29 protein-coding genes are annotated in these 21,587 nt (G+C 51.4%); 22 read left to right on the plus strand and 7 right to left on the minus strand.

Annotation, left to right across the window (positions count from 1 at the left end):
* Positions 1–19 precede the first annotated feature (19 nt).
* Positions 20–997: an NOG1 family protein gene (locus RJ53_RS03580; protein ID WP_394357503.1), complete on the plus strand. Its 978-nt coding sequence runs from the start codon at positions 20–22 to the stop codon at positions 995–997.
* On the opposite strand, the gene RJ53_RS03585 is transcribed toward RJ53_RS03580, so the two are convergent.
* Positions 933–1,835 (minus strand): presenilin family intramembrane aspartyl protease PSH, encoded by a 903-nt coding sequence (locus RJ53_RS03585; protein ID WP_211530248.1) that lies wholly within the window; start codon positions 1,833–1,835, stop codon positions 933–935. The two genes, RJ53_RS03580 and RJ53_RS03585, sit on opposite strands and share 65 nt — an antisense overlap.
* Positions 1,836–1,890: 55 nt before the next feature.
* On the opposite strand from RJ53_RS03585, the gene RJ53_RS03590 reads away from it, so the two are divergent.
* From RJ53_RS03590 to RJ53_RS03620, 7 genes are all read left to right on the plus strand, one after another.
* The gene (locus tag RJ53_RS03590; protein ID WP_211530249.1) at positions 1,891–2,202 is read left to right on the plus strand and encodes a hypothetical protein; all 312 of its coding nucleotides are present in this window, start codon (positions 1,891–1,893) and stop codon (positions 2,200–2,202) included.
* 11 nt (positions 2,203–2,213) lie between these two features.
* Positions 2,214–3,224, plus strand: a complete 1,011-nt coding sequence (fen, locus tag RJ53_RS03595; protein ID WP_211530250.1) for a flap endonuclease-1 — start codon at positions 2,214–2,216, stop codon at positions 3,222–3,224.
* Between the two features lie 39 nt (positions 3,225–3,263).
* Positions 3,264–4,220 (plus strand): phosphoribulokinase, encoded by a 957-nt coding sequence (locus RJ53_RS03600; RefSeq protein WP_211530251.1) that lies wholly within the window; start codon positions 3,264–3,266, stop codon positions 4,218–4,220.
* A gap of 40 nt (positions 4,221–4,260) precedes the next feature.
* Positions 4,261–5,724, plus strand: coding sequence for a TrkH family potassium uptake protein (locus RJ53_RS03605; RefSeq protein ID WP_211530252.1), 1,464 nt, complete (start codon positions 4,261–4,263; stop codon positions 5,722–5,724).
* Between the two features lie 63 nt (positions 5,725–5,787).
* A complete protein-coding gene (cfbC, locus tag RJ53_RS03610; RefSeq protein WP_211530253.1) occupies positions 5,788–6,603 on the plus strand; it encodes a Ni-sirohydrochlorin a,c-diamide reductive cyclase ATP-dependent reductase subunit in 816 nt (271 codons plus the stop codon).
* A complete protein-coding gene (locus RJ53_RS03615; protein ID WP_211530254.1) occupies positions 6,563–7,612 on the plus strand; it encodes a nitrogenase component 1 in 1,050 nt (349 codons plus the stop codon). The genes cfbC and RJ53_RS03615 overlap by 41 nt, the downstream gene beginning before the upstream one ends.
* Positions 7,605–8,717, plus strand: coding sequence for a nitrogenase component 1 (locus RJ53_RS03620; protein WP_211530255.1), 1,113 nt, complete (start codon positions 7,605–7,607; stop codon positions 8,715–8,717). Before RJ53_RS03615 ends, RJ53_RS03620 begins: the two co-directional genes overlap by 8 nt.
* Positions 8,718–8,773: 56 nt before the next feature.
* Here RJ53_RS03620 and RJ53_RS03625 read toward each other — a convergent pair whose 3' ends face one another.
* The 3 genes from RJ53_RS03625 to RJ53_RS03635 form a co-directional block, all read right to left on the minus strand.
* Entirely contained in the window at positions 8,774–9,649 is an 876-nt protein-coding gene (locus RJ53_RS03625) for a glycine betaine ABC transporter substrate-binding protein (protein ID WP_246495964.1), read from the minus strand.
* A gap of 101 nt (positions 9,650–9,750) precedes the next feature.
* Positions 9,751–10,578: an ABC transporter permease gene (locus RJ53_RS03630; protein ID WP_211530331.1), complete on the minus strand. Its 828-nt coding sequence runs from the start codon at positions 10,576–10,578 to the stop codon at positions 9,751–9,753.
* A 7-nt stretch (positions 10,579–10,585) separates the two neighbouring features.
* The gene (locus RJ53_RS03635) at positions 10,586–11,806 is read right to left on the minus strand and encodes a quaternary amine ABC transporter ATP-binding protein (protein WP_211530256.1); all 1,221 of its coding nucleotides are present in this window, start codon (positions 11,804–11,806) and stop codon (positions 10,586–10,588) included.
* 309 nt (positions 11,807–12,115) lie between these two features.
* On the opposite strand from RJ53_RS03635, the gene RJ53_RS03640 reads away from it, so the two are divergent.
* Both RJ53_RS03640 and RJ53_RS03645 read left to right on the plus strand, forming a co-directional pair.
* Positions 12,116–12,811 carry a hypothetical protein gene (locus RJ53_RS03640; RefSeq protein ID WP_211530257.1) on the plus strand — a complete coding sequence of 232 codons (696 nt, stop codon included), beginning with the start codon at positions 12,116–12,118 and terminating at the stop codon, positions 12,809–12,811.
* A 41-nt stretch (positions 12,812–12,852) separates the two neighbouring features.
* The gene (locus RJ53_RS03645; RefSeq protein WP_211530258.1) at positions 12,853–13,113 is read left to right on the plus strand and encodes a thioredoxin family protein; all 261 of its coding nucleotides are present in this window, start codon (positions 12,853–12,855) and stop codon (positions 13,111–13,113) included.
* Here the strand turns inward: RJ53_RS03645 and RJ53_RS03650 are convergent.
* Positions 13,108–13,680, minus strand: coding sequence for an HVO_0476 family zinc finger protein (locus RJ53_RS03650; protein ID WP_211530259.1), 573 nt, complete (start codon positions 13,678–13,680; stop codon positions 13,108–13,110). The two genes, RJ53_RS03645 and RJ53_RS03650, sit on opposite strands and share 6 nt — an antisense overlap.
* 33 nt (positions 13,681–13,713) lie before the next feature.
* On the opposite strand from RJ53_RS03650, the gene RJ53_RS03655 reads away from it, so the two are divergent.
* On the plus strand, positions 13,714–14,142 hold the full coding sequence (locus tag RJ53_RS03655) for a DUF371 domain-containing protein (protein WP_211530260.1): 429 nt from the start codon (positions 13,714–13,716) through the stop codon (positions 14,140–14,142).
* A 4-nt stretch (positions 14,143–14,146) separates the two neighbouring features.
* On the opposite strand, the gene xseB is transcribed toward RJ53_RS03655, so the two are convergent.
* Entirely contained in the window at positions 14,147–14,329 is a 183-nt protein-coding gene (gene xseB / locus RJ53_RS03660; RefSeq protein ID WP_211530261.1) for an exodeoxyribonuclease VII small subunit, read from the minus strand.
* Positions 14,313–15,557: an exodeoxyribonuclease VII large subunit gene (gene xseA, locus RJ53_RS03665; protein ID WP_211530262.1), complete on the minus strand. Its 1,245-nt coding sequence runs from the start codon at positions 15,555–15,557 to the stop codon at positions 14,313–14,315. Before xseA ends, xseB begins: the two co-directional genes overlap by 17 nt.
* Before the next feature lie 37 nt (positions 15,558–15,594).
* On the opposite strand from xseA, the gene RJ53_RS03670 reads away from it, so the two are divergent.
* The 11 genes from RJ53_RS03670 (at position 15,595) to RJ53_RS03720 (ending at position 21,585) form a co-directional block, all read left to right on the plus strand.
* Positions 15,595–16,452 (plus strand): sugar phosphate isomerase/epimerase family protein, encoded by an 858-nt coding sequence (locus tag RJ53_RS03670; protein WP_211530263.1) that lies wholly within the window; start codon positions 15,595–15,597, stop codon positions 16,450–16,452.
* A 59-nt stretch (positions 16,453–16,511) separates the two neighbouring features.
* A complete protein-coding gene (locus RJ53_RS03675; protein WP_211530264.1) occupies positions 16,512–17,792 on the plus strand; it encodes a hemolysin family protein in 1,281 nt (426 codons plus the stop codon).
* A 17-nt stretch (positions 17,793–17,809) separates the two neighbouring features.
* Positions 17,810–18,424, plus strand: coding sequence for a phosphoribosylglycinamide formyltransferase (gene purN, locus RJ53_RS03680; protein ID WP_211530265.1), 615 nt, complete (start codon positions 17,810–17,812; stop codon positions 18,422–18,424).
* 25 nt (positions 18,425–18,449) lie between these two features.
* Positions 18,450–18,776, plus strand: coding sequence for a ribonuclease P protein component 4 (locus RJ53_RS03685; protein WP_211530266.1), 327 nt, complete (start codon positions 18,450–18,452; stop codon positions 18,774–18,776).
* 10 nt (positions 18,777–18,786) lie between these two features.
* Positions 18,787–19,002: a YhbY family RNA-binding protein gene (locus tag RJ53_RS11605; RefSeq protein WP_343221821.1), complete on the plus strand. Its 216-nt coding sequence runs from the start codon at positions 18,787–18,789 to the stop codon at positions 19,000–19,002.
* Between the two features lie 91 nt (positions 19,003–19,093).
* The gene (locus tag RJ53_RS03695; protein ID WP_211530267.1) at positions 19,094–19,543 is read left to right on the plus strand and encodes a 30S ribosomal protein S19e; all 450 of its coding nucleotides are present in this window, start codon (positions 19,094–19,096) and stop codon (positions 19,541–19,543) included.
* 12 nt (positions 19,544–19,555) lie between these two features.
* Positions 19,556–19,894: a DNA-binding protein gene (locus RJ53_RS03700; protein WP_211530268.1), complete on the plus strand. Its 339-nt coding sequence runs from the start codon at positions 19,556–19,558 to the stop codon at positions 19,892–19,894.
* Entirely contained in the window at positions 19,891–20,505 is a 615-nt protein-coding gene (locus RJ53_RS03705; protein ID WP_211530269.1) for a DUF7411 family protein, read from the plus strand. Before RJ53_RS03700 ends, RJ53_RS03705 begins: the two co-directional genes overlap by 4 nt.
* Positions 20,502–20,654 (plus strand): 50S ribosomal protein L39e, encoded by a 153-nt coding sequence (locus tag RJ53_RS03710; protein ID WP_211530270.1) that lies wholly within the window; start codon positions 20,502–20,504, stop codon positions 20,652–20,654. Before RJ53_RS03705 ends, RJ53_RS03710 begins: the two co-directional genes overlap by 4 nt.
* Positions 20,655–20,657: 3 nt before the next feature.
* Complete coding sequence (locus tag RJ53_RS03715) at positions 20,658–20,921, plus strand: 50S ribosomal protein L31e (protein WP_211530271.1); 264 nt, start codon at positions 20,658–20,660, stop codon at positions 20,919–20,921.
* Position 20,922: 1 nt separating this feature from the next.
* Complete coding sequence (locus tag RJ53_RS03720) at positions 20,923–21,585, plus strand: translation initiation factor IF-6 (protein ID WP_211530272.1); 663 nt, start codon at positions 20,923–20,925, stop codon at positions 21,583–21,585.
* The last annotated feature ends 2 nt before the right edge of the window (positions 21,586–21,587 follow it).

Below are 21,587 nucleotides of genomic sequence, written 5' to 3' on the forward strand. Positions count from 1 at the left end.
GCTTGGGGATACGTCGCTGATGTTTGATACAATACCAACCGTTCCGACGGCAGATGAAGTACTCGACAGGAGTTTTCGCCGTGCGGCAAAGAAGATGCGCAAAAAGAACAATAAAGATCGAGCCAATGAAGAGTTTGTCAGAGCGATCACCCAGGCGGTTCATGATAAACTGGTGGCGATCATCCAGTCATTCCCTGAATTTCATACTCTCCCCCCGTTCTATCGGGATCTTGTCGACATCCTCTTTGATATCGAGGAGATGAGAAAGGCATTTGGCGCTGTCGGCTGGGCGGCATGGCACACCCGTGATAAAGGCAAGGAGATCGCAAAGACGATGCGCCATACTCCTGACAGCCTTGCCGCACGTAAACAGGCAGTGGCACGGATCGCTTCGATGGTTCACCAGATCGATAAGGATCTCAGGTTTTTAAATGATGCACGCAACATCCTCCGGAAACTTCCGGTCGTCTCACCGGATGAGTTTACGGTCGTCATCGCCGGGTATCCGAATGTCGGAAAGAGCTCTTTCATCAGGCTCGTCTCAACAGCGACCCCCGAGGTGGCATCATATCCGTTCACCACAAAAGGGGTCGTTGTCGGTCACCGCCAGGTGACCCGACGGGAGAGGATACAGTTCATCGACACACCTGGTATCCTGGATACTGCCGGGCGAACCGAGAGGAACCGGATCGAGCGGCAGGCCCTTAACGCCCTCATCTATGTTGCAGATCTCATCATCTTTATCATCGATGCCAGTGCCCATTGCGGCTATGATCTTGAGACACAGGAACTGCTTCTTGAGGAGGTCAGGGAGCTGGCGAAGGTCCCGGTCATCGTCGTTGCCAACAAATCGGATTTGGCCCGTTATGAAGGGGTTTTGAATATGTCAACAGTGACAGGAGAGGGGGTTGAGGAGGTTCTGGAGGCCGCTCTTAAAGAACGAACACCCACGACCACTCCGATACCAGCATACACCCTGCCAGAAAACCAAGAATAACCCCTCCGTTTAATGGTGGAAGCCCTGCCTGTGGTTTTCCGGAAAAGACCATTGTAAGGAGGACGAAAAGCCCGACAAAGGTTCCGGCGGCAGCTCCAATCGCCGGAACAGGGCTTTCGAGAAAGGTGAATGCAGAAACAACAAGAATTGCAGGCATGATTGCATCTCCCATACCCATAAGAAATGTGCTCCTCTCTTTTTTCTTCCCTTCCTCTGCAGGTGGGGGAGATATCTTCTCATATGTGCCGGTGAAATGTCGATCCTTTGGTATAATAAACAGGATTGGCATCTTCTGCTCCATCACCCCTTCGGCAAGCGTGATCATATGCTTTGTCCGGTAGACTGAGATGGCATCATAGATGGCAAGGGCCGCGAGCAGGATGATCACCGGCATGATCGCAAGCGAGGCACCAAAGATTGCCGCGACACCAGAGGCGAGGATAATGCCGAGCGCGTCGATGACATACCATCGGGGGTACCTGTAGAGGAGCCCGATGGAGACTCCTGCAAAGAGGATGGCACCAGGTATGGTGATGATATCATCTCCGAAAACGTGGTGGAGGATCGCAGAATAGACATAGATGTAGGTGAGGAAGATTGACCCACCGATGATCAGACTGATCAGATTCTGTTTTGCCGCGCGTATGAGGAGAAGAAGGATGGCGGTGAATGTCAGGAGAATGGCAAGGAAAATGAAGGGATTTGCCATTGAATCGGGATCCTCAAATGCGGTTAATCCTGCACCTTCAACAGGTCCGGCAAGAAGTACTCCACCGATGATAACGGCGAGGAGGATGATCGGCATGCCGATGATAGCAGGTAGATTTTGCTGATCCATAAGAGTCTGCTCCGGATAGGTAGCTTAATTATTATGGTTCTTCTTATGGTAAAACATGGACGCTCGTGATTCTCTCTGGGATGGTATCCTCATCGTCGTGCTGGTCCTCTCGACACTGATGCTCGTCCTCCGGCTCTGGCAGGATATTACTATCGTGGTCGCAGCAACGCTGATGATGCTCTCACTGGGAGGTCTCTTCTTCTCACTCGGATTAAAGATTCGGCGTTTGGAAGAGAGTATCATCTCCCGGGAAAGGACAATGCGGGTAAATCTTGAAGAGATCTCTTCAAGCCTCAGCCGCAAGCATGAACGCATTATTGAACAACTTGGTGTGATCGTCGATGGTATGAACCGCCGGTACCGCTAACGGATCCATATATGGGAGTACCTATTCGTCCTCTCCTTGAAGGGTACCGCCATCCCGTCGGGTGGGAGGAGCTTAAAGGAGTGGCAGCCATCGATGCACATAATGCACTCTATCAGTTTATCTCGATCATTCGACAGCCTGATGGAACCCCGTTGAAGGATACAGAAGGAAGAATTACCTCCCATCTCTCGGGAATCCTCTTCCGGACTGCACATCTCCTTGAGAAGGAGATCAGCCCTGTCTATATCTATGACGGTTCTCCACCGGATCTTAAGCAGAAGACCATATCAGAGAGGCGCGAGGTGCGTGAAGCCGGGCAGGCGAACTGGGAGGATGCTCTGAGACGGGGTGACACCGAGGCCGCGTATCGTGCAGCTATGGCCTCGTCCCGGATCGATCATGCGATCATCGGGAGCAGTCAGCGGCTTCTGGATGCACTTGGCATCCCCTGGATGCAGGCCCCCTCTGAAGGTGAGGCTCAGTCTGCAGCACTCATCGAATCCGGAGTAGCGACCTACTCGGTCTCACAGGATTATGACTCACTTCTCTTTGGAGCATCGGTTCTTGTCAGAAACCTTACCGTCTCCGGGAAGCGGCGAATACGGGGGAAGCAGCAGACGATCTCTCCTGAGCGGATATATCTCCCCGAGCTCCTGGATGGCCTTTCGATGACAAGGGAGATGCTGATTGATATCGCTATCCTCGTCGGAACCGACTTCAACGATGGGATCTATGGGATAGGCCCGAAGAAGGCCGAGAAGATTGTTCGTGAAGGACGATTTGATGAGGTGCTCAGGGAGAAGGATCCGGCATTTGATCCCGATCCCGTCCGGGAGTTCTTCCTCTCCCCCCCGGTCACCAGAGAGTATCGGCCGGAATGGCGACCCCCGGATCCGGAGGGTGTGAGGGAGATGCTGATCGAGGAGTATGGCTTCTCTGCTGATCGCATCTCAGGAGTACTGGAGCGGATTGCCCCTTCCCGCTCATCTTCCGGCCAGAAGCGCCTTGATCAATGGTTCTGATACAATAAGGCTGAATAAAACCAAAAGCAACTATCAACTATGACACCCGACGAGTATCATATCGCGCTATCAGAATCAACCACCCCGCTCATCATCGGGGTTGCGGGGGATAGTGGTTCCGGAAAGACGACATTTACTAATCTCATCCGGGTTATCCTTGGGCCATCGGTTGTCGGAACGATCACCCTCGACGACTACCACAGATATGATCGGGAGGAGCGTGCAGAGAAGAGGATCACCCCCCTCCATCCGGATGCAAATCGCTTCGATCGTCTCGCCTCTGATCTTGCCGATCTCCGATCAGGAAAGGTGATATCCAAGCCCGTCTACAACCATGAGACCGGCACCTTTGATCCGGAGGTTCGGTTTGCTCCCCGGAACATCATTATCATCGAAGGACTGCACCCCCTCTTCAATGAGGAGCTGCGATCATTAATTGATATCTCGATCTATGTTGATCCCGATGATGATGTCAAATTTGCATGGAAGCTCAGGCGTGATGTCGGGGATCGGGGCTACCGCCGTGAGGAGGTTCTTGCAGAAATCGAGGAGAGAAAGCCTGATTTTGAAAAATACATCGCTTTCCAACGGAAATACGCAGATATAATCATCAGGATCGAGGAGAGCAGCTGCGCTTTGCCCGATGATTCCTCACTCTACAGGGTATCTCTTCTCCAGGCTATCCCGGTTGGTTGTGTCCCTGCGGTTCCGTTTACCCTTGATCTCGCACGGATCCTCCCGTGTGCAGACGGGCCTTTCAGCATCGGATCAGGTGAGGTGATGCTTGATGACCGCCGGCTCTCCTCACTGACTCTTGATGGGTATCTCCCTTTCGGCTTCGCCCGTTCACTTGAGGAGAGTATCGAGGAGCAGACCACAATATGCGCTCTCCCTTTCTTCCCGGGGAGAACGATCACCCCGACGAACGTGGTTGCTCTCCTCATTGCGTGGCGTATCATCTGCAGGCGATGTTCTCTCACCGAAGAGCCGTTCTGACCGGTGAATCTATTTACGCTCAACCGTACTATCTGATACAATGGATCGGTGGGAGCACTTCCTGGTCATCGCCCGTGATCTCGGGGGCATCCTTCAGTTTATGGGGTTTGCCTCTTCGGCCCCTCTCCTGATCACAGCATATTATCATGAGTGGGATGTTCTTTTGGCGATGGCGATCGTTCCCATCATCTTCTTCCTCACCGGCAGTCTCCTCAGGAATGCGCCACCTTCAAATAAGCAGGCACGCCTCTCGGTCTCTCTCAGCTCTGTTGCTGTTGTCTGGCTCTTTGCAGCTATTATCAGTGCACTCCCGTTCCATCTTACCCTTGGAATGCCCTATCTTGACTGTGTCTTTGAGGCGATGTCCGGATGGACGACGACAGGCCTGACCATGATCAGCGGACTGGATGATCTTCCAAAGACACTCCTCTTCTGGCGATCCTTTATGCAATGGATGGGGGGTATCGGGATTGTTGCTTTTACTATCGCAATGGTCAATCGATCTGGCCTTGTTCAGAGGGGGATGTACCGATCTGAGGCACGATCAGAATCTTTCCTGCCAAGTGTCGTTGATACCGGGGTCTATATGTGGAAGATCTATATTGTTCTGACACTCGCCGGAATCGGACTGTTGCTCTTCTCCGGTGTGGGTCTCTGGGATGCGCTGAATCTTTCTCTGGTCGCGATTGCGACAGGCGGGTTTACGATGTATGATGCAGGCATCGCACATTATGATAATTATCTGATGGAGCTCCTTCTCATCCCCATCATGATCGCAGGCGCTCTTCCATTCAAACTCTATTTTCTCCTCTATTCAAAGAAAGTCTTTGCTTTTGTCCGGGATCGCCAGGCAGCCCTGCTCCTTGCCATCATTGGGTGCGGTCTTCTCTTCATCACATCTGATCTCATCTATCAGAGTGGTCTTCCTGCATCAGATGCCATTCGCTATGGTCTCTTTATGTCTGTATCTGCTGCGACGACCACAGGGTTTCAGAATACCGATCCCGGGCTCTGGCCGAGTGCGACCATCCTCTTCCTCTCAGCCATGATGATCATCGGAGGGTCGGCCGGGAGTACTGCCGGGGGCCTGAAACTTGAACGTGTGGTGATCTGTTATGAGGGTCTCATATGGTGGTTCCGGCGCATCTTCATCTCCGGACGGGCGATTATTCCTTTCCGGCATGAAGGCCGGAGCATACCGAAGATGGTCGCGGAGTATGAGGTCTCAAAGAATATGCTGATCATCGTACTCTACTTCATCATCGTCTTCGCAAGCACCGTATTCATCCTCTTTTTTGAAGGTGCTGGATATGATACCAGTCATGTCATCTTCGATGTCATCACAGCCGCCTGCAATAATGGGATCAGTACCGGCCATGTCTCTGCGGATATGTCGGCAATCTCCAAGATCTTCTTTATTCTCCTGATGTGGATCGGGCGGCTTGAGGTGATCCCGGTCATCGTTCTCTTCATGGGCATTCTGAAAGGATTTGACCGGGCGTGAGGTTGACAATCATTGTGGAGTTATCACAAGTTCTATACTCTTTTACACCCAACCTCAACAGTAATGAGACAGATTGCCCTCTATGGGAAGGGCGGTATCGGGAAATCGACGACTTCGGCGAATCTCTCGGCTGCATGGGCTGAAAAAGGGCTGGATCTCCTTCAGATAGGATGTGATCCAAAACATGACAGCACCCGGATGCTGATGAACGGGCGTGTGATCCCGACGGTCCTCGATGTGATTCGTGAGAAGCAGAAGGACATATCCGTATCGGATATCGTCTTCACCGGATACCGGGGTGTCCGGTGTGTTGAAGCCGGAGGACCTGAACCGGGAATCGGATGCGCTGGCAGGGGTATTATCGCGACGTTCCAGCTCCTTGAGAAGCTTGGGGCCCTCAAGGGCGATCTCATCGTTTATGATGTCCTTGGTGATGTTGTCTGCGGTGGATTTGCAATGCCGATGAGAGAAGGATACGCAGAAGAGATCTATCTTGTCACATCAGGCGAGCTGATGTCCCTCTATGCGGCAAATAATATCGCAAAGGCAATTGCCCGCCTCAGCGCCAATAAGAGGAGCAGTGTCCGACTTGGCGGAGTGATCGGCAATGGAAAGAATATTGTCGATGAGGAGGATCTCGTCAGTGAATTTGCTGAAAGTATCGGATCCCGCATGATTACATTCATCCCCAGATCCCCGACGGTCCAGCAGGCCGAGCTGAACAAGAAGACGGTTGTCGAATATGCCCCGGAATCTTCTCAGGCGGAAGTGTACCGGCGCTCTGCTGATATTATTCTTCAGAATACGACATTCCATATCCCAACACCACTCTCGATGGATGATCTTGAATCACTCGCATACCGATATCTCAAGGAATGAAGGGTGCACCTTAACCGGTGTCCTCTCTGTCACCTGTTTTTTGCAGGATGCCGTCACGGTGATACATGGTCCGACCGGCTGCACCCATCATAACGCCTCACTTCTCCATGCATCACTTGCCGAGAACGACTGTTTTGATATACCCCTCCTTGTATCAAGCAATGTCAGCGAAGAGGAGGTGATCTTCGGCGGTGAGGGGGCACTGATGCAGGCGATCCGCTCTGCAGAATCCTACAACCCATCCCTCATCTGTGTCGTCTCCACCTGTATCGCAGAGACCATCGGTGATGATACAGCCGCTGTCTGCAGGGAGTCACGGGGTGTTCCGGTTGTCCATATTCCGGGATCCGGGTTTCTTGGTGGTGGCTTCTCTGATGGAATACAGAATGCACTCATGAGCCTGATGGATCTCTCGTCCCCTGATCTCCATTCCACTGAGGAAGGTGTGATGATCGTCGGTGAGAAGAATCTTGAATATGAGGCGGAGGAGAACTATGCTGAAGTTGCCCGCCTCCTCTCCCTCCTCGATATCGACTCAGGCCTCAGGTTCGTCCGGAGGATGCCCGCGGGAGACTGTTCCCGGATCAGTTCCGCCCGCTACGCAATCCTGCGCGATCCCTCACTTGATCCGATAGGATCTGCTCTCTCTTCCCGTTTTGGAACCGAGATCATTTCTGGTTTCCCCCTCGGGCTGGAGGGGAGTCTCCGGTTCCTCCGTCAGGCAGGGGATATGGCGGGAATAGACGCTCTTCCTGCGATCCGGGATGAGGAAGGGATGCAGGATGATCTTGTGGCGACATTTTCTGATCTTGCAGGTATTTCAGTCTCGATTAATACTTCTATGGCCGATCCTGGTGTTCTCCAGGTTGCACGTACGGTCATGGACTCACTCGGTATGGTAGAGGAAGACCCGGGAATCCCCCTCCCTCTCCCGTTTGATCCACCCGTCGGAACCACCGGTGTCCGGAGGATGCTCCAGAGCTGGCGGAGGGGTATTTCACGTGCCTGAATGTATCAATCCCATCTGGCCATGTGCCCTGACAGGGGCTGTCGCGTTTCTTGCCGGTTATACCGGGATATCTGTGGTGATTCACGGGTCGAGCGGCTGTTATTATTATCCAAAATCCCTCATCAGAACCCCTCTCTTCGGTTCGTTCATTCTGCACGATGAGGTCGTCTTCGGAACCGGAGAACGGCTTCGATCAGTTGTTGCAGAGGTTTCAAAAAGGGGGGGGCGGGTCGCGGTTGTCAACTCCTGTGTTCCTGCCCTGATGGGTGAGGATCTCGCCCCGTATCTTGATGGGTATTCTGCTCTCTTCGTTGATGCACCAGGATTTCTAGGGGGGGTCGAGACAGGCTATCGTATCGCCGGAGAGACGCTGATGGGAGAGGCGGCAATAACCGGAGATGGAGCGAATATCGGGGGTGTCTGCCTTCTTGATCCCTTCTGGCGGGGTAATCTGCATGAAGCAAGGAGAATGCTTGCACGTGCCGGTATTCCCGTCGGGACAGTTGTCGCAGCTGATCATATTAAGGCTGTCTCTCATGCCTCCCCTCTGACGGTGATGGTCAATCCTGATTATCCCGCGATTATTGGCGAGGATTCCGGGTCACTCCTCGGCATATCATCATGCAGCGATACGATCATGCGGGTTTCGGAGAGGGTACCCGGTGCGGATCCCTCCCCTCTTCTTGATGAATGCAGACTTGCTGAGGAGCGTGCTATCACCGCCTGTGAGAAATATCTGAGGCGGCACGATCCCCCGGTTGCCGCCATCGCCGCACAGGCAGGATACGCTTCGTTCTTTGGTGAAATCCTGACAACGTATCTTGGAGCCGACTCTCCGCTCATCCTTCCAAGAAATGACTCTTCTGGTGTGGCTGTCACGGATTATGCCACAATCGCCGATGCTCTCTCCTCTGATGAATATACGCTTATCCTTGGATCAAGCTATGAGCATCAGATGCAGCCCTGTGCAGCATTCGTTGGTATCACCCCTCCACAGAGGGGAAGGGTGATCCTTGGAAGCCCGCCCCTTGCAGGTAGTGAAGGGATGCTCAACGGGGTTGAGATGATCCTTAACGCCTGCATGGACCGGAAGAAAAAAGTCTGATTTGATCCGGTGTGAGAGACGGGATGGCCCCGTCTCCGTTACCGGTATGATCCTGTTCAGCCGTGAAGCCAGTAGTTGACCTTGTCAGGGTTGGCTGCAATCCATGCCTGGGCGGCTTCCTTGTCAGGGACACCGTCTTCAATGGCAGTCATAACTTCTGCAATGTCATCGCCGGTCCACTCGAACCGTTCGATGATGGCATATGCTTCAGGCTGGTCCTCTTTGAGTCCGAGACGGGCGATAGTGACGACATCTTCAGCATCGCCATAGACACCCTTTGGATCATCAAGGAACTTTAGGTCCCAGCGGCCGAACTTCCAGTGTGGAGCCCATCCGGTGACGACGACCCACTCCTCGCTGTTGATGGCTGATCGAAGTTCAGCTGCCATGCCTGCACCGCTGCTTGCAACAAGCTCATAATCGAGATCGTACTCTTCAATGGCGTTCTCTGTTGCAGTCATAATTCCTGCGCCAGGGTCGATTCCGATGATCTTTCCATCAAAGTTCTCCACAACGCCGTTCATCTCCTCAATGGAGTCGATAGTGACGTATGCAGGTACGACAAGACCGATACGTGCTTCTCCTTTGATATTCTCGTTTACGTAGTCGAGATCATCTCCATACTCCTCCCAGTATGTTGCGTGGGTGAAGGGGAGCCATGCTGTCGTGGTGACGTCAATATCGCCCCGGGCAAGACCTGCATAGAGTGGCCCTGCATCCACACCCATGATCGTTACATCATATCCTGCTTCTTCAAGGACCTCTCCGAGGACATGTGAACTGGCAATGGCACAGTCCCAGGTGACCAGCCCGATGGTAATCTCTTTTGCAGGCTCAGCAGGTGTCTCATCAACACATCCTGTTACAAGGACTGCTGAGAAGAGTATAAGCCCTATGATAAGGGGAATAAATGTTCGTTTTGTAATCATCATTTCACCATCCATCCCGGTTCATTCGTTGGGATAAATAAAAGTCTATAGAGACCGATACTGCTTTTGAGATTAATATATTAAAAAAGTTGGTGGGTATCTTTTTATTTGATGAGGTTCTGGGTGATCCGATCAAGGATAATGGCGATGATGACAATGGCAAGTCCTGCCTCAAACCCCATCGCGATATTAACCCTCTGAATCCCGACGAGAACCTGGTATCCCAGACCTCCTGCGCCGATCATCGATGCGATGACGACCATCGAGAGGGCGAGCATGATACACTGGTTCACACCTGCCATGATCGTCGGGAGTGCCACAGGCAGCTGCACCTTGATCAGTTTCTGGCGGGGAGTGGCACCGAAGGCATCGGAGACCTCGATCAGTTCGGTTGGAATCTGACGAATACCGAGATTTGTCAGCCTGATTGCAGGCGGCATCGCAAAGACGACTGTTGCAATCATACCCGGAACATTACCGAGACTGAAGAAGATAACTGCCGGAACGAGATACACGAACGCCGGCATCGTCTGCATAAAGTCGAGGAGAACCCTGACAACAGCATTGATGGAGTCACTGTTTGCCGCAAGGATGCCGATCGGTATCCCGATAAGCAGAGCAATAATGGTTGATGCAAGGACGAGTGCGAGTGTCATCATCGCATGATCCCAGAGCTGAAGATTCCATATCAGGAGCAGTCCGATAAAGCTGAGTATTGCTAGTTTGTGATCCTTCCGTGTGACAAAATAGACGATGATCGCAAGAATCGGGATGAAGATCTCCGGTGGCAGGAACATAAGAATTTCCTGAAATCCGTTTAAGAGGTACCGTAGTACTGCGGTAATTCCATCAAGGAGCCACCCGAGATTGGCCTCAATCCAGTCGACGAGATCTGATACGAATGCCCCGACAGGGATCTTCGGGAGATCAATTCCAATATTAAGCGACAATTGGTTCACTCTCCTTTCGGGCAAGTGCAGAGAGGACCGATCCTCTCACAATGATCCCCTTGAGTCTGTTATCATCATCCATCACCGCAAGCGGAAGTTTTGCTTCAGCAATCATCGGAATGATATCTGCAAGCGGTGTAGTCAGATGAACCTGTGGAACGTCAGTTGTGACTATCCCTTCGAGGGTTGTATGATCATTCTTCACCGCCTCGACGACATCGTCGATGGTTACTATCCCTTTCAGAATACGGTGCTGTGTCACCACAAAGAGGTTTGAGATCCCATATTCTTTCATCAGCCTGGCAGCCAGGCGTGGACCGCTTTTGCAGGAGATGATCGGATCAGCCTTCTTCATCACATCCTGTGCTGTCAGTACCCGGGTCATATCAACATCGGCGACGAAACGCTCAACATATTCATTGCTGGGGTTCATCAGGATCTCTTCAGCAGTTCCGATCTGAATGATCTTTCCATCCTTCATGAGTGCGATCCGGCTTCCGACCTTCAGGGCTTCATCAAGATCATGGGTGACAAAGATGATCGTCTTGCTCAGCCTTTGCTGGAGATCTATCAGCTCGTCCTGCATATCACGACGGATAAGTGGATCAAGGGCACTGAATGCCTCATCCATCAGGAGAATGTCTGCATCGCTTGCGAGTGCGCGTGCAAGGCCCACCCGCTGCTTCATTCCTCCTGAGAGCTGATCCGGCATGCTCTCCTCATAGCCGGCAAGTCCAACGAGCTTGATCGCCTCTGCGGCTTTTGTATGCCGCTCTGGAATGTCAATCCCCTGGATCTCAAGACCGAAGGCGACGTTATCGATGATCGTCCGGTGCGGCAGCAGGGCAAAGTTCTGAAAGATCATTCCGAGCTGCTGCCTGCGAATCTTCCGCATCTCCTCATCGTCCATTCCGACGATATCTCTTCCATTTATGATGATGCTTCCCTCAGTCGGCTCGATAAGACGGTTTAAGCATCGGAGAAGAGTTGACTTTCCACATCCTGAAAGCCCCATTAAGACGAATATCTCACCTTTGTATACCTCAAAAGAGTTATTGTCAAGACCTACTGTCAGCCCGGTCTTTTCAAAGATCTCCGGCTTTTTTTTCCCTTCTTTCAGCATCTGAACTCCTTTTTCGGGTTTACTGCCAAAAACCTTGTACAAATTTTTTACTTCTATCTGTATCTCCGGGGTTTCTTCTTCGTCCATAGTAGTGCCTCCATAAATGTCTTCTTCCGGTGGGTACAGTGGTTTCACCCTCCCTCCGGAACTGAATCTGGATGATAAAATAATATGTTCTTATGGCTTCTGTCTCAAAAACCTTCCTGCCTTAGTACCCTTGTATAAATCCCTAATAGCTGTTTGGGTCATGAAATGATTCTATTCGTGAGGTAATATTGTAAAAAACCAGTCTTCGCCTGAGGATCTTCTGCAGCCCGGGCGATAGCAGCCTTTCTGTCGGATTGAAACGGGTATTGACAAAGGCTTTAGGGTTATGGTGCTTATATTGATATCAATATGGCACAGCAGAAGAAGAAAAAGAAGGCAGAACCGATCAACTGGACAAAGATTGGAGCGATATCCATCGCCATACTCTTTGCTGCAATGATGGCGCTCTCTCTTCTTGGTACCGGGTGGATAGGCGGACTTCGTGCAATTCAGCCTGGCGATGGTGTTGTTATCGATTATACAATATATAATGGTGAAGGAATACCTGTTCTGACCACTTCCGATCTGGTCATGGCAGATGCAGAGGGGGATGGTGTTTTTGTCTATCTATCAGGGCCGATTCAGGTGACTGCAGGGTATGCTCCGGCAGATGACACTATTGCCATTCCTCACCAGTATGGTGGTATCTCTCCGTTTGCACTCTTCAGAACAGAGTTTAAGGCGATAACTGATTCCGTCATCGGACATCGTGAACGTGACCGGGTCACCGTTCCATTTACCTTTGAGGATCCTGATGCCCCGCTTACCAGGGAGATGACCCTTGAACAGTTTGAAGGAATAGGCGGCGATTTTGAGACAGTACAGATTGGCGATCTTGTTCCTCTCGGATTTGCGGACTCTCCAACGATAGCTCTTGATGATATTGAGCCGGATGTCATGACGCGGTTTGCCTATGTGACAGCTATGACCGATGAGACGATTACGCTCAGATATGGGTATTCACATGCCGTCGTCACGATACAATCTGTAAGAGCGGCATCATAGAACCAATACTTTTTTCATCTTCACCACGAAGAATCTCCATCATGGCAGTGAAGATTCTCTCCTTTTACCAGGATGGGTGTATGGGGTGCCTTGAACAGGACCCTATTAACGATCAGATTGAAGAGGCGTTATCAGTTACCATCGAATCGATTGATGCAAAATCGAGCCCTGAATATATAAGTGAGTATAAACTCAGGGTGACGCCGACGACGGTCATTATTTCAGATGGAGCCGTCGTCGAGAAGTTTGAGGGTGTTCTTCATCGTGAGGAGTTTGAAGAACTCGTTAAAAAATACTTATGACCGCTCACCATAGATCCGCTTTATAAAACGGGCCTCTGCATAGGAACCTGGTTTTCTGACAACCTGCCCATCCCTCATTTTTATTCGGGTTACACGGAACTGACGTCCTCCGACCTCTGTGATCTCTCCGATGGTATAAGCAGTCTCGCCATCAACGCCTTCATAGAGCGGTATCGTTGTTGCTCCTTTATGGAGTGATGCACGGATGATGACCGTATCGATAACCCTTGTCCAGAGGCAGGTGATCTCCTTTGCGGATGCTCTCCTTCGCCGGGCCGGTCCAACTTCTATTCCTGTCACTTCGACACCAAAGGCATCGTCTCCGACATCTGCAACGAATGTGTCCCCGATGTTCACCAGATCATCATCTGAGAGTTCTATGGTCCCTTTGTTTGATTCTGCTTCATTACTGACGATCGCAGGGATCTCAAGTACGGCAGGAAACGTAATAGTGGTTCGGTGTATGTGATCACACTCACAACAACGTACTGTGGCGGGTGATCCATCACGAACGATATCGTGATCGGTCTCCTCTTCACAACCCGGGCATCTGATCGATATCGACATGCTCTATAGGTGGTACATAGAGACTCATAAACGATGGAGATCAGGGAAGTCATACAGTGCCGGGGCCATGCCAATGTCACCGGTCGTCATCCGACGACATTTATGATCACGACTGAAGAAGAGATGACCCTTAACGGCGATTGTATTATTGGTATTTCAGCAGACAAATCTCTCCATGACCTTTCAGATGCTTTCTCCGATCTTCTCTCTGATGACAGGACGATTCTGCGAACAATACTGGTGGCTGAAGGTATCGCCTGCGAGATTCGGTCAGAGGGATCTGCTCAGATGGCGCTTGATCACCCGACAGATCTCGTCTGGAGGAGGAGCGATTACGTCTGCGGCCGTACAATAGGTATCCGGTCGAATTACGTGGCGCGCACTCTTCCGAAGGGGCTGATAGAGGCGCTCTCCTCTGGTGCCCTGATGGAGGTCACCCTTATCGCAGAAAGGATGGATTAACCATCTACTCTTCTGTAATCTCAAGTATTCGCAGTTCTGCCTGCGACAGGAATGATTCGCATCGATTGATAAGATCAATACCATCCTTATACAGCCTGATGCTCTCGTCAAGGGGTGTATCAGGATCTTCAAGCTTTCGTGCAATCTCACGGAGTCGTTTTACCATCTCTTCATACGTCTCTGTCATCTTCTACCTCGGTAATCGTTGCTTCTGCCTCTCCATCTGAGAAGTAGATTGTCACAGCATCGCCCCTCTTCAGTTCAGCAGCTGATCTGATCAATTCGCCTTCGGCAAAGAGGAGTGTATACCCCCGTCTGAGAGGTGCCCGGCTGTCTGCGGCACGGATTTGTGCTGTAAGATGCTTAAGCTCCTTCTTCTCAGTCTGAAGACGGATGGCTATCCCACGTTGAAGTCGTTCAAGCAGGTCTGAGGAGGTCTGTTTCATATCACTGAGCCGCCGCTCGATTCTCCTGCTGATGATCCGCAGCCTGAGATCCTCAAGATCGTTTCTATACCTCTCTATCCGATCAAGAAGGAGCGTCTGCATGGCTCCCTTCTTATCCTGAAGCTCGATAAGGAGCTGTGCCCGGTCAGTGACGACGAGCTCGGCAGCGGCAGATGGTGTCGGGGCTCTTACATCGCTTGCAAGGTCCGAGAGGGTAACATCCACCTCATGGCCGATGGCTGAGATGATCGGCGTGTGGCAGGCAGCAATTGCATGGATGACATCCGGGTGATTAAAGCAGAAGAGATCTTCAAAACTTCCTCCGCCACGTGCAATGATGATCACATCCACACCCCCGTCGAGACGGGTAATCGCAGCGGAGATATCGATATGAGCGTACTCACCCTGGACCTGTGTCGGTGAAAGGATCAGATCGACCGGGAACCTTCGTGAAAGAATATTTCTGATATCCTGGAGGACTGCCCCGGTTCTGGAGGTGACGACCCCGATCCGGGAAGGGTAGGGGGGGAGAGGCAATTTTTTGGATTCAAGGAAACATCCTTCCTTCGCAAGTTCCTGTCTCCATCGTTCAAGAAGGAGGTATTTTTCCCCGGCTCCTGCATGGATGAGCCCATCACCGATAAACTGTGTCTTTCCGTAGGGGGGATAGTGATCGATGTAACCGGTGACGATAACATCCATTCCGTTCTCAGGAGGGGGCTTGACCTGCTGTGCTGCCCGCCGCCAAATCACGCAGTCAATTGCTGCATCCCCATTCTCTCCTCTGTCAGAAAGTGAAAAGTACATATGGCCTGATGAGTGGAGGCGGTAATTGGTCACCTCACCTCTGACACGCACTCCCCGAAGGTCTGGTGTGTCAAGCCTCTCTCTGATGATGCGGGATAGATCGATGACGGAGAGGATCTCGGGTTCTTCCGATACAAGGGTCGCCTGTTCGCCACCGGGCATAGGAATCTATTTGTGCCGGGATGTGAAGAATCTGCGTATGGTCCGGCTTGGTGCTTCAAGCATGTTCTTTCATGAGTATGCACTTGAACATGTCTTTTCAGCTATTGTTGCATCAGGTCTTGATACGATTGAATTCTGGCTTGAAACTCCCTCGTTCTGGACGACCGGCCGGAGGCTGGAGAACCTTGAGGTGGTGATCGCAGACTATCCATCACTCTCCCCGATCACCGTTCATGCCCCTGTCCTTGATCTGAATCCGGTCTCGATCAACCCTGAAGTCGCCACTGTATCGGTTGAGTCTGCCTGCTCCGCCATCCGGATTGCGGAGCATCTGGGGGCCACGGTCATTACCATCCACCCGGGCAGGAGAACGGCGAAGCGACCTCCCAGCAGGGCCGATATGGATCGGTTTGAACTTTATATGGAGGCTGTCGAGCGGGTTTCCGGGGGTCTCTCTGTCGCTGTTGCGGTAGAGAATATGGAGCAAAAAATCAACGCTCTTCTGACAACCCCTGAGTCTGTCCGGAGCGTGCTGGATGAGTATCCACGCCTCTCCTTTACTTTCGATTATGCTCATGCCCTGATGAGCGGACACTCCTTTCCTGATGATTTTCTCTCACTCTGTGGGGATCGCCTCGTCAATGTTCATGCAAGTGACGGATCGGCATCATCCATGCATCACCCCCTTGGTCGGACAGGTGGCATGAATGATCTTGCCGGGTTATTAGGGAGATACGGATACGACGGACCAGTAATTTTTGAAATAGAAGATCTCAGCTTCCCTGAGGCACCGGGGTATGATGAAAAGATTGCCATCCTCTCCAGGGAAGCGAATTATTTTCGGGAAGCATGGCACAAACAGGTATATTTATCATTTCTTAACTCCAGAGAATGATTACACGAAGCAACCATGAACGATAATCCACATAAGGTGTTAGACAGGGGTGATAGTTGATGGCGGCTGATGCACTTCATTTCATCCTCTTTTTTATCTGCCTCTTCTTATCTGGTTTCTTCTCCGGATCCGAGGTTGCCCTGATAGCAATCAACAGGGCAAAAGTACGGACACTTCTTATTGAAGGGAACAGGAGTGCTCTTGCACTTGCCAAACTCAAGGAGAATACCGATCATCTTCTGATAACGATCCTGATAGGAAATAATGTTGTCAACGTCTCAGCAGCAACCCTGGCAACGGCGATTGCTATTGATTACTTCGGTGATGCAGGAGTTGGCATCGCAACCGGTGTCGTCGTCATCCTGATGCTCGTCATCGGGGAGATCGGGCCAAAGACCTACGCTTCAAAGCGTGTTGACTCCTTTGCCCTCCTGGTCGCCCGTCCGATTTTATTTCTTGAAAAGATCCTAACTCCGGTTCTCTGGCTGAATGATGTTATTCGCAAGATCCATGCCGCGGATGATGGTTCATATCATCAGGAGGTTACAGAAGAGGAGATTAAGGAATGGATCGATGTCGGTGAAGAGACAGGGGCAATAGAAGAAAATGAACGCGAGATGCTCTTCTCGGTCTTCCGATTCGGGGATACGACTGCACGTGTTGTGATGACCCCACGGTTGGATGTGGTCATGATTGATGACACTAAAAATCTTGAGGAGACGCTGGATATCTTTCATGAGACTGGATTTTCCCGGATTCCTGTCTATCATAAACAGAAAGAGAATATTATCGGTATTCTTAATGTGAAAGATGTATTCAGGGCAGTTCACTCCGGAGAATCCGATACAGAAATCCCTGATATCATTCATGAGGCGTACTTTGTCCCGGAATCCAAAAAGATCGATGATCTGCTCAGGGAGCTTCAGTTTAAACAGACCCATATTGCGATCATCCTTGATGAATATGGGAGCTTTGCAGGCGTTGTCACGATAGAGGATATCCTTGAGGAACTCGTCGGTGATATCCTTGATGAGTTCGATACCGAAGAAGAGGAGATTCAGAATCTTGGCGATGGCATCTATATGATCGATGCCCAGGCCTGGGTTGAGGATGTTAATGAGGTCCTTGAAGCTCCCCTTCCCCTTGAGCCTGACTCCTATGAGACGGTCGGGGGACTTGTCTTCACCCATCTCGGCCATATCCCCCATCTTGGCGAATCCTTTGAGATACCTGAAATATCTGCCCGTCTCATCGTTACACAGATGCGGGGACGGCAGATTCTGAAGGTGAAACTCATCTTTAAAAAGAAACCTGATGATAGCGAATCCTTAACGATATGAGCAACCCATACTACGGTATGAAACGCATCGTCATGCTTGCATCCGGAAGGGGATCCAACTTCCTGGCAGTCGCCTCTGCAATTGCAGAGGGGAAGATTGCCGGACGGTGTGTCGGGCTCATCGTCGATCGAACCGGAACACCTGCCGCTGTGAGGGCAGAGAGCCAGAAGATCCCGGTTACCACAATCAACTATCAGGATTTCCAGTCGAGGGATGAATATGAGGCTGCACTTTCTGCAGCTCTCAGATCAATGAATCCTGATCTGATCGTACTTGCGGGTTACATGAGGATTCTGGGCTTTTCCATCATCAGGGAGAACGCGGGAAGGATCATAAACATCCATCCCTCCCTCCTTCCTTCATTTGCCGGACTGAATGCACATCGTCAGGCAATTGAGTATGGTGTCCGGGTATCCGGCTGCACGGTGCATTTTGTGGATGAGGGTACGGATACCGGTCCGATCATCCTTCAGCGCTGTTGTGCTGTTAATGAAGATGATGACGAATCAACCCTCTCTGATCGAATCCTCGCGCTTGAGCATGAGGCTCTGCCCGAGGCTGTCTCCCTCTTCTGTGAGGGGCGCCTGAAGATCGATGGAAGGCGGGTCTTTATCTCTGAAGAAGCAGAATAAAAACGGCTTTTCCGGTGTGGATGGTATGGCAGAGAAAGTTCGTCCGGGAAATGGGAAACGGATCGCACGAGAACGTATAGATATTCTCTTTGCAGAGGCATCCAGATGGGTGCATGAGGATACTGGCCGTGCAGAACGGTGCATTGCTCTGGCACGACGCATTGCTATGAAACAGAGATTGAGAATGCCGAAACGATACAGGAGGCAGTTCTGTCGCACATGCTATGGATACCTGGTACCGGGCCGGACTGCCCGGATAAGGATTCAGCATGGAAAGGTGATTGTAACCTGCCTCCTCTGTCGTGATCAGAGACGCTATCCGGTGGTGAGGGAGTATAACGGAAAAGTATGATACATCAGCCATCCAGACGTTAAAACCGACAATCTGGGTGGGAAAACAGGGGATCACACCTGAGGTTACTCAGGAGATCCGCTCACAGCTTGAAGTCAGAAAGATCATTAAAGTGAAGTGGCTGAAGAATGCCTCAATCGATCCCGAGGCGATCGTTGAAGGGACTGGTGGGATTATTGTTGCCACCCGTGGCCGGATGATGGTAATTGCAAGGAAGAGAGGATAACTCCTTCTCATCCGGAACCTCGAAATTTATATCAATAGAGCCAGCTTATAAGTAAAGACTGTTAGTGAAACACAGCAGTGAGGAAAAGACCATGACTACAGTATTTGATGTCCCGGCCGATCTCCTCATCAGGAAGGTTGCTCTGGATCTTAAGGAGAAACCCGAGATCCAGGCACCTGAATGGGCGGAGTATGTGAAGACGGGAGTTCATAAAGAGATGCCCCCAGAGAACACCGACTGGTGGTATTTCCGCGCAGCAGCAGTTCTGCGCCGTGTATATGTCGACGGCCCTGTCGGCGTTGAGAGACTTCGGAGTGTCTATGGCGGAGCCCAGAACCGGGGTTCCAGACCCTCCCGCTTCAGAAAAGGGAGCGGATCAATCGCCCGGAAGATCTTCCAGCAGCTTGAGGCTGCAGGTCTTCTCGAGAAGGCAACCGGTGGCCGGAAGGTATCACCCGCAGGCCGCTCATTCCTTGACCGGGCTGCATACAGTCTTAAAACAGAGACTGTCGAGAAGGCCCCTGGCCTTGCAAAGTACTGAGGTGACGATTCCATGGGAGACGATGAGTTAGCCGAACTCCGGCAGCGCAGGCTTGCACAGCTTCAGCAACAACAGCAGAGTGAGGAGCATGAGGCCGAACGCCAGCGTCAGGTCGAACAGCAGGTTCAGATGGTGCTCATGCAGGTTCTTGAACCTGAAGCACGTGAGCGGCTTAATACCATCAAGCTGACAAAACCCGACTTTGCACGTGCTGTAGAGCAGCAGCTTGTCATGCTGGCCCAACAGGGTCGCCTCTCCAGTAAACAGAAGATCACTGATGCACAGCTTAAACAGCTCCTTGCACAACTGGTGCCGCAGAAGAAAGACTTCAAAATCCGAAGGGTAGGATGAAGGTTGGAATGCTCTACAGTGGTGGTAAGGATAGTAGCCTTGCCGCAATCCTGTTATCACGGGATTATTCAGTAGAGCTTGCGACGTTTGTCTTTGATCCGATGCGGGAGGTTTCACAGGTCGCGGCGGCGGCAGAGGCTCTGGGATTACCCTGGAGAAAAATGACCTTTGCGCCAGGTTTCATTGATGAGATCATCGGGATACTGAATCGGTGTGGGTATCCAAACGAGGCTATCAATGAGATCCACCGACGGTCCCTCTGTGTTCTTGCACAGGAATATGAGGTGGTCGCCGATGGTACCCGGTTTCTGGACCGGGTCCCTATGCTGACACCAGCGGAAGTGCAGAGCTTCGAAGACAGGACGGGGGTCTCATATATACGCCCCCTTCTTGGATTTGGCAGGCGTGAGATTGAACGACTGGTGAATCGTATGTTCGCCGTCGTCTATGGTGAGACGTCACAGATACAGAATGGTGATTACGAACGTGAGATCCGCGATGAGATGACCCTGCGTGGCATCGACTGGTCGGGGATCTTTCCGAAGAATCATCAGCAGTCTCTCGTCACCGGGAGAATAGAACTAACAGATCAGGTTGGTGAATACCAATGAGTAAGCTGACAAAAGGCCGAAAGATTCGAATGGCGAAAGCCGCCCAGCAGAACCGGAGAGTTCCGTCATGGGTCATGATCAAGACGAAGCGTGCGGTTGTATCACATCCAAAGCGACGCAACTGGAGACGCAGTACTCTGAAGGTGTAGGCAATGGTTGAGGCAGTAAAGGAACAGATATATAATATTCCGCTCAGGGATGCAAAGCGTGCCCCAAAGTGGAAGCGTTCAAAAGTTGCCATCAAGGATATCAGAACATTCCTTGAGAAGCATATGAAGGCAGAGGACGTCAAACTGGATCGGAATATCAACGAGAAGGTCTGGGAGCGCGGAAGCCAGAAACCCCCACGCATGATTCGCGTTCGTGCAATGAAGTTTTCTGACGGCCAGGTACAGGCAGAACTTGCCGGAGAGTAACATGAAATATACCCTGTCCCTCGATGGCGATCCAAATATCGGGGTCTATGCCCGCGCATTTGAAGAGTTTGTCATCCTCCCTGAGACCGTCCCTGACAGCTTTGCTGAAGCAGTAGCAGAAGCCCTTGATGTTGAGGTTGTCCGGATGTTTCTGCAAGGTACATCCATCATCGGATCTCTCATTACTGGAAACAGCCATGGAATGGTGGTCTCCGGGATGATCAGCCCGGAGGAGCGCAGTCGGCTCGAGGAGTACGGGGAGGTCATGCTTCTGGATGAGACGATGAATGCCGCGGGGAATGTCATCCTTGTCAATGATGAATTTGCCCTCGTTCACCCTGAGATGCCGGTAAAGCTGATGGATCGGATCAGTGAATTCCTCAAGGTTCCTGTTGAGCGAATGCAGATCGCCGGGATACCTACTGTAGGAATGGCATCGGTTGTGACGAACAAAGGTGTTCTCCTCTCTCCACGAGCGACACAACATGAGATTGACCGGGTCGAGGCACTCACCTCGCTTCCGGTCGGATGTGGATCTGTCAATATGGGTTCAATTCTTGTGGGCACCGGGGTGATTGCAAACTCAAAAGGTTTCATCGCCGGTGGTGCAACGACAGGATTTGAGCTTGGACGGATGGAAGATGTCTTAGGATTACTACGGTGAGA

The organism is Methanocalculus chunghsingensis (assembly GCF_018132105.1).
Lineage (GTDB): Archaea > Halobacteriota > Methanomicrobia > Methanomicrobiales > Methanocorpusculaceae > Methanocalculus > Methanocalculus chunghsingensis.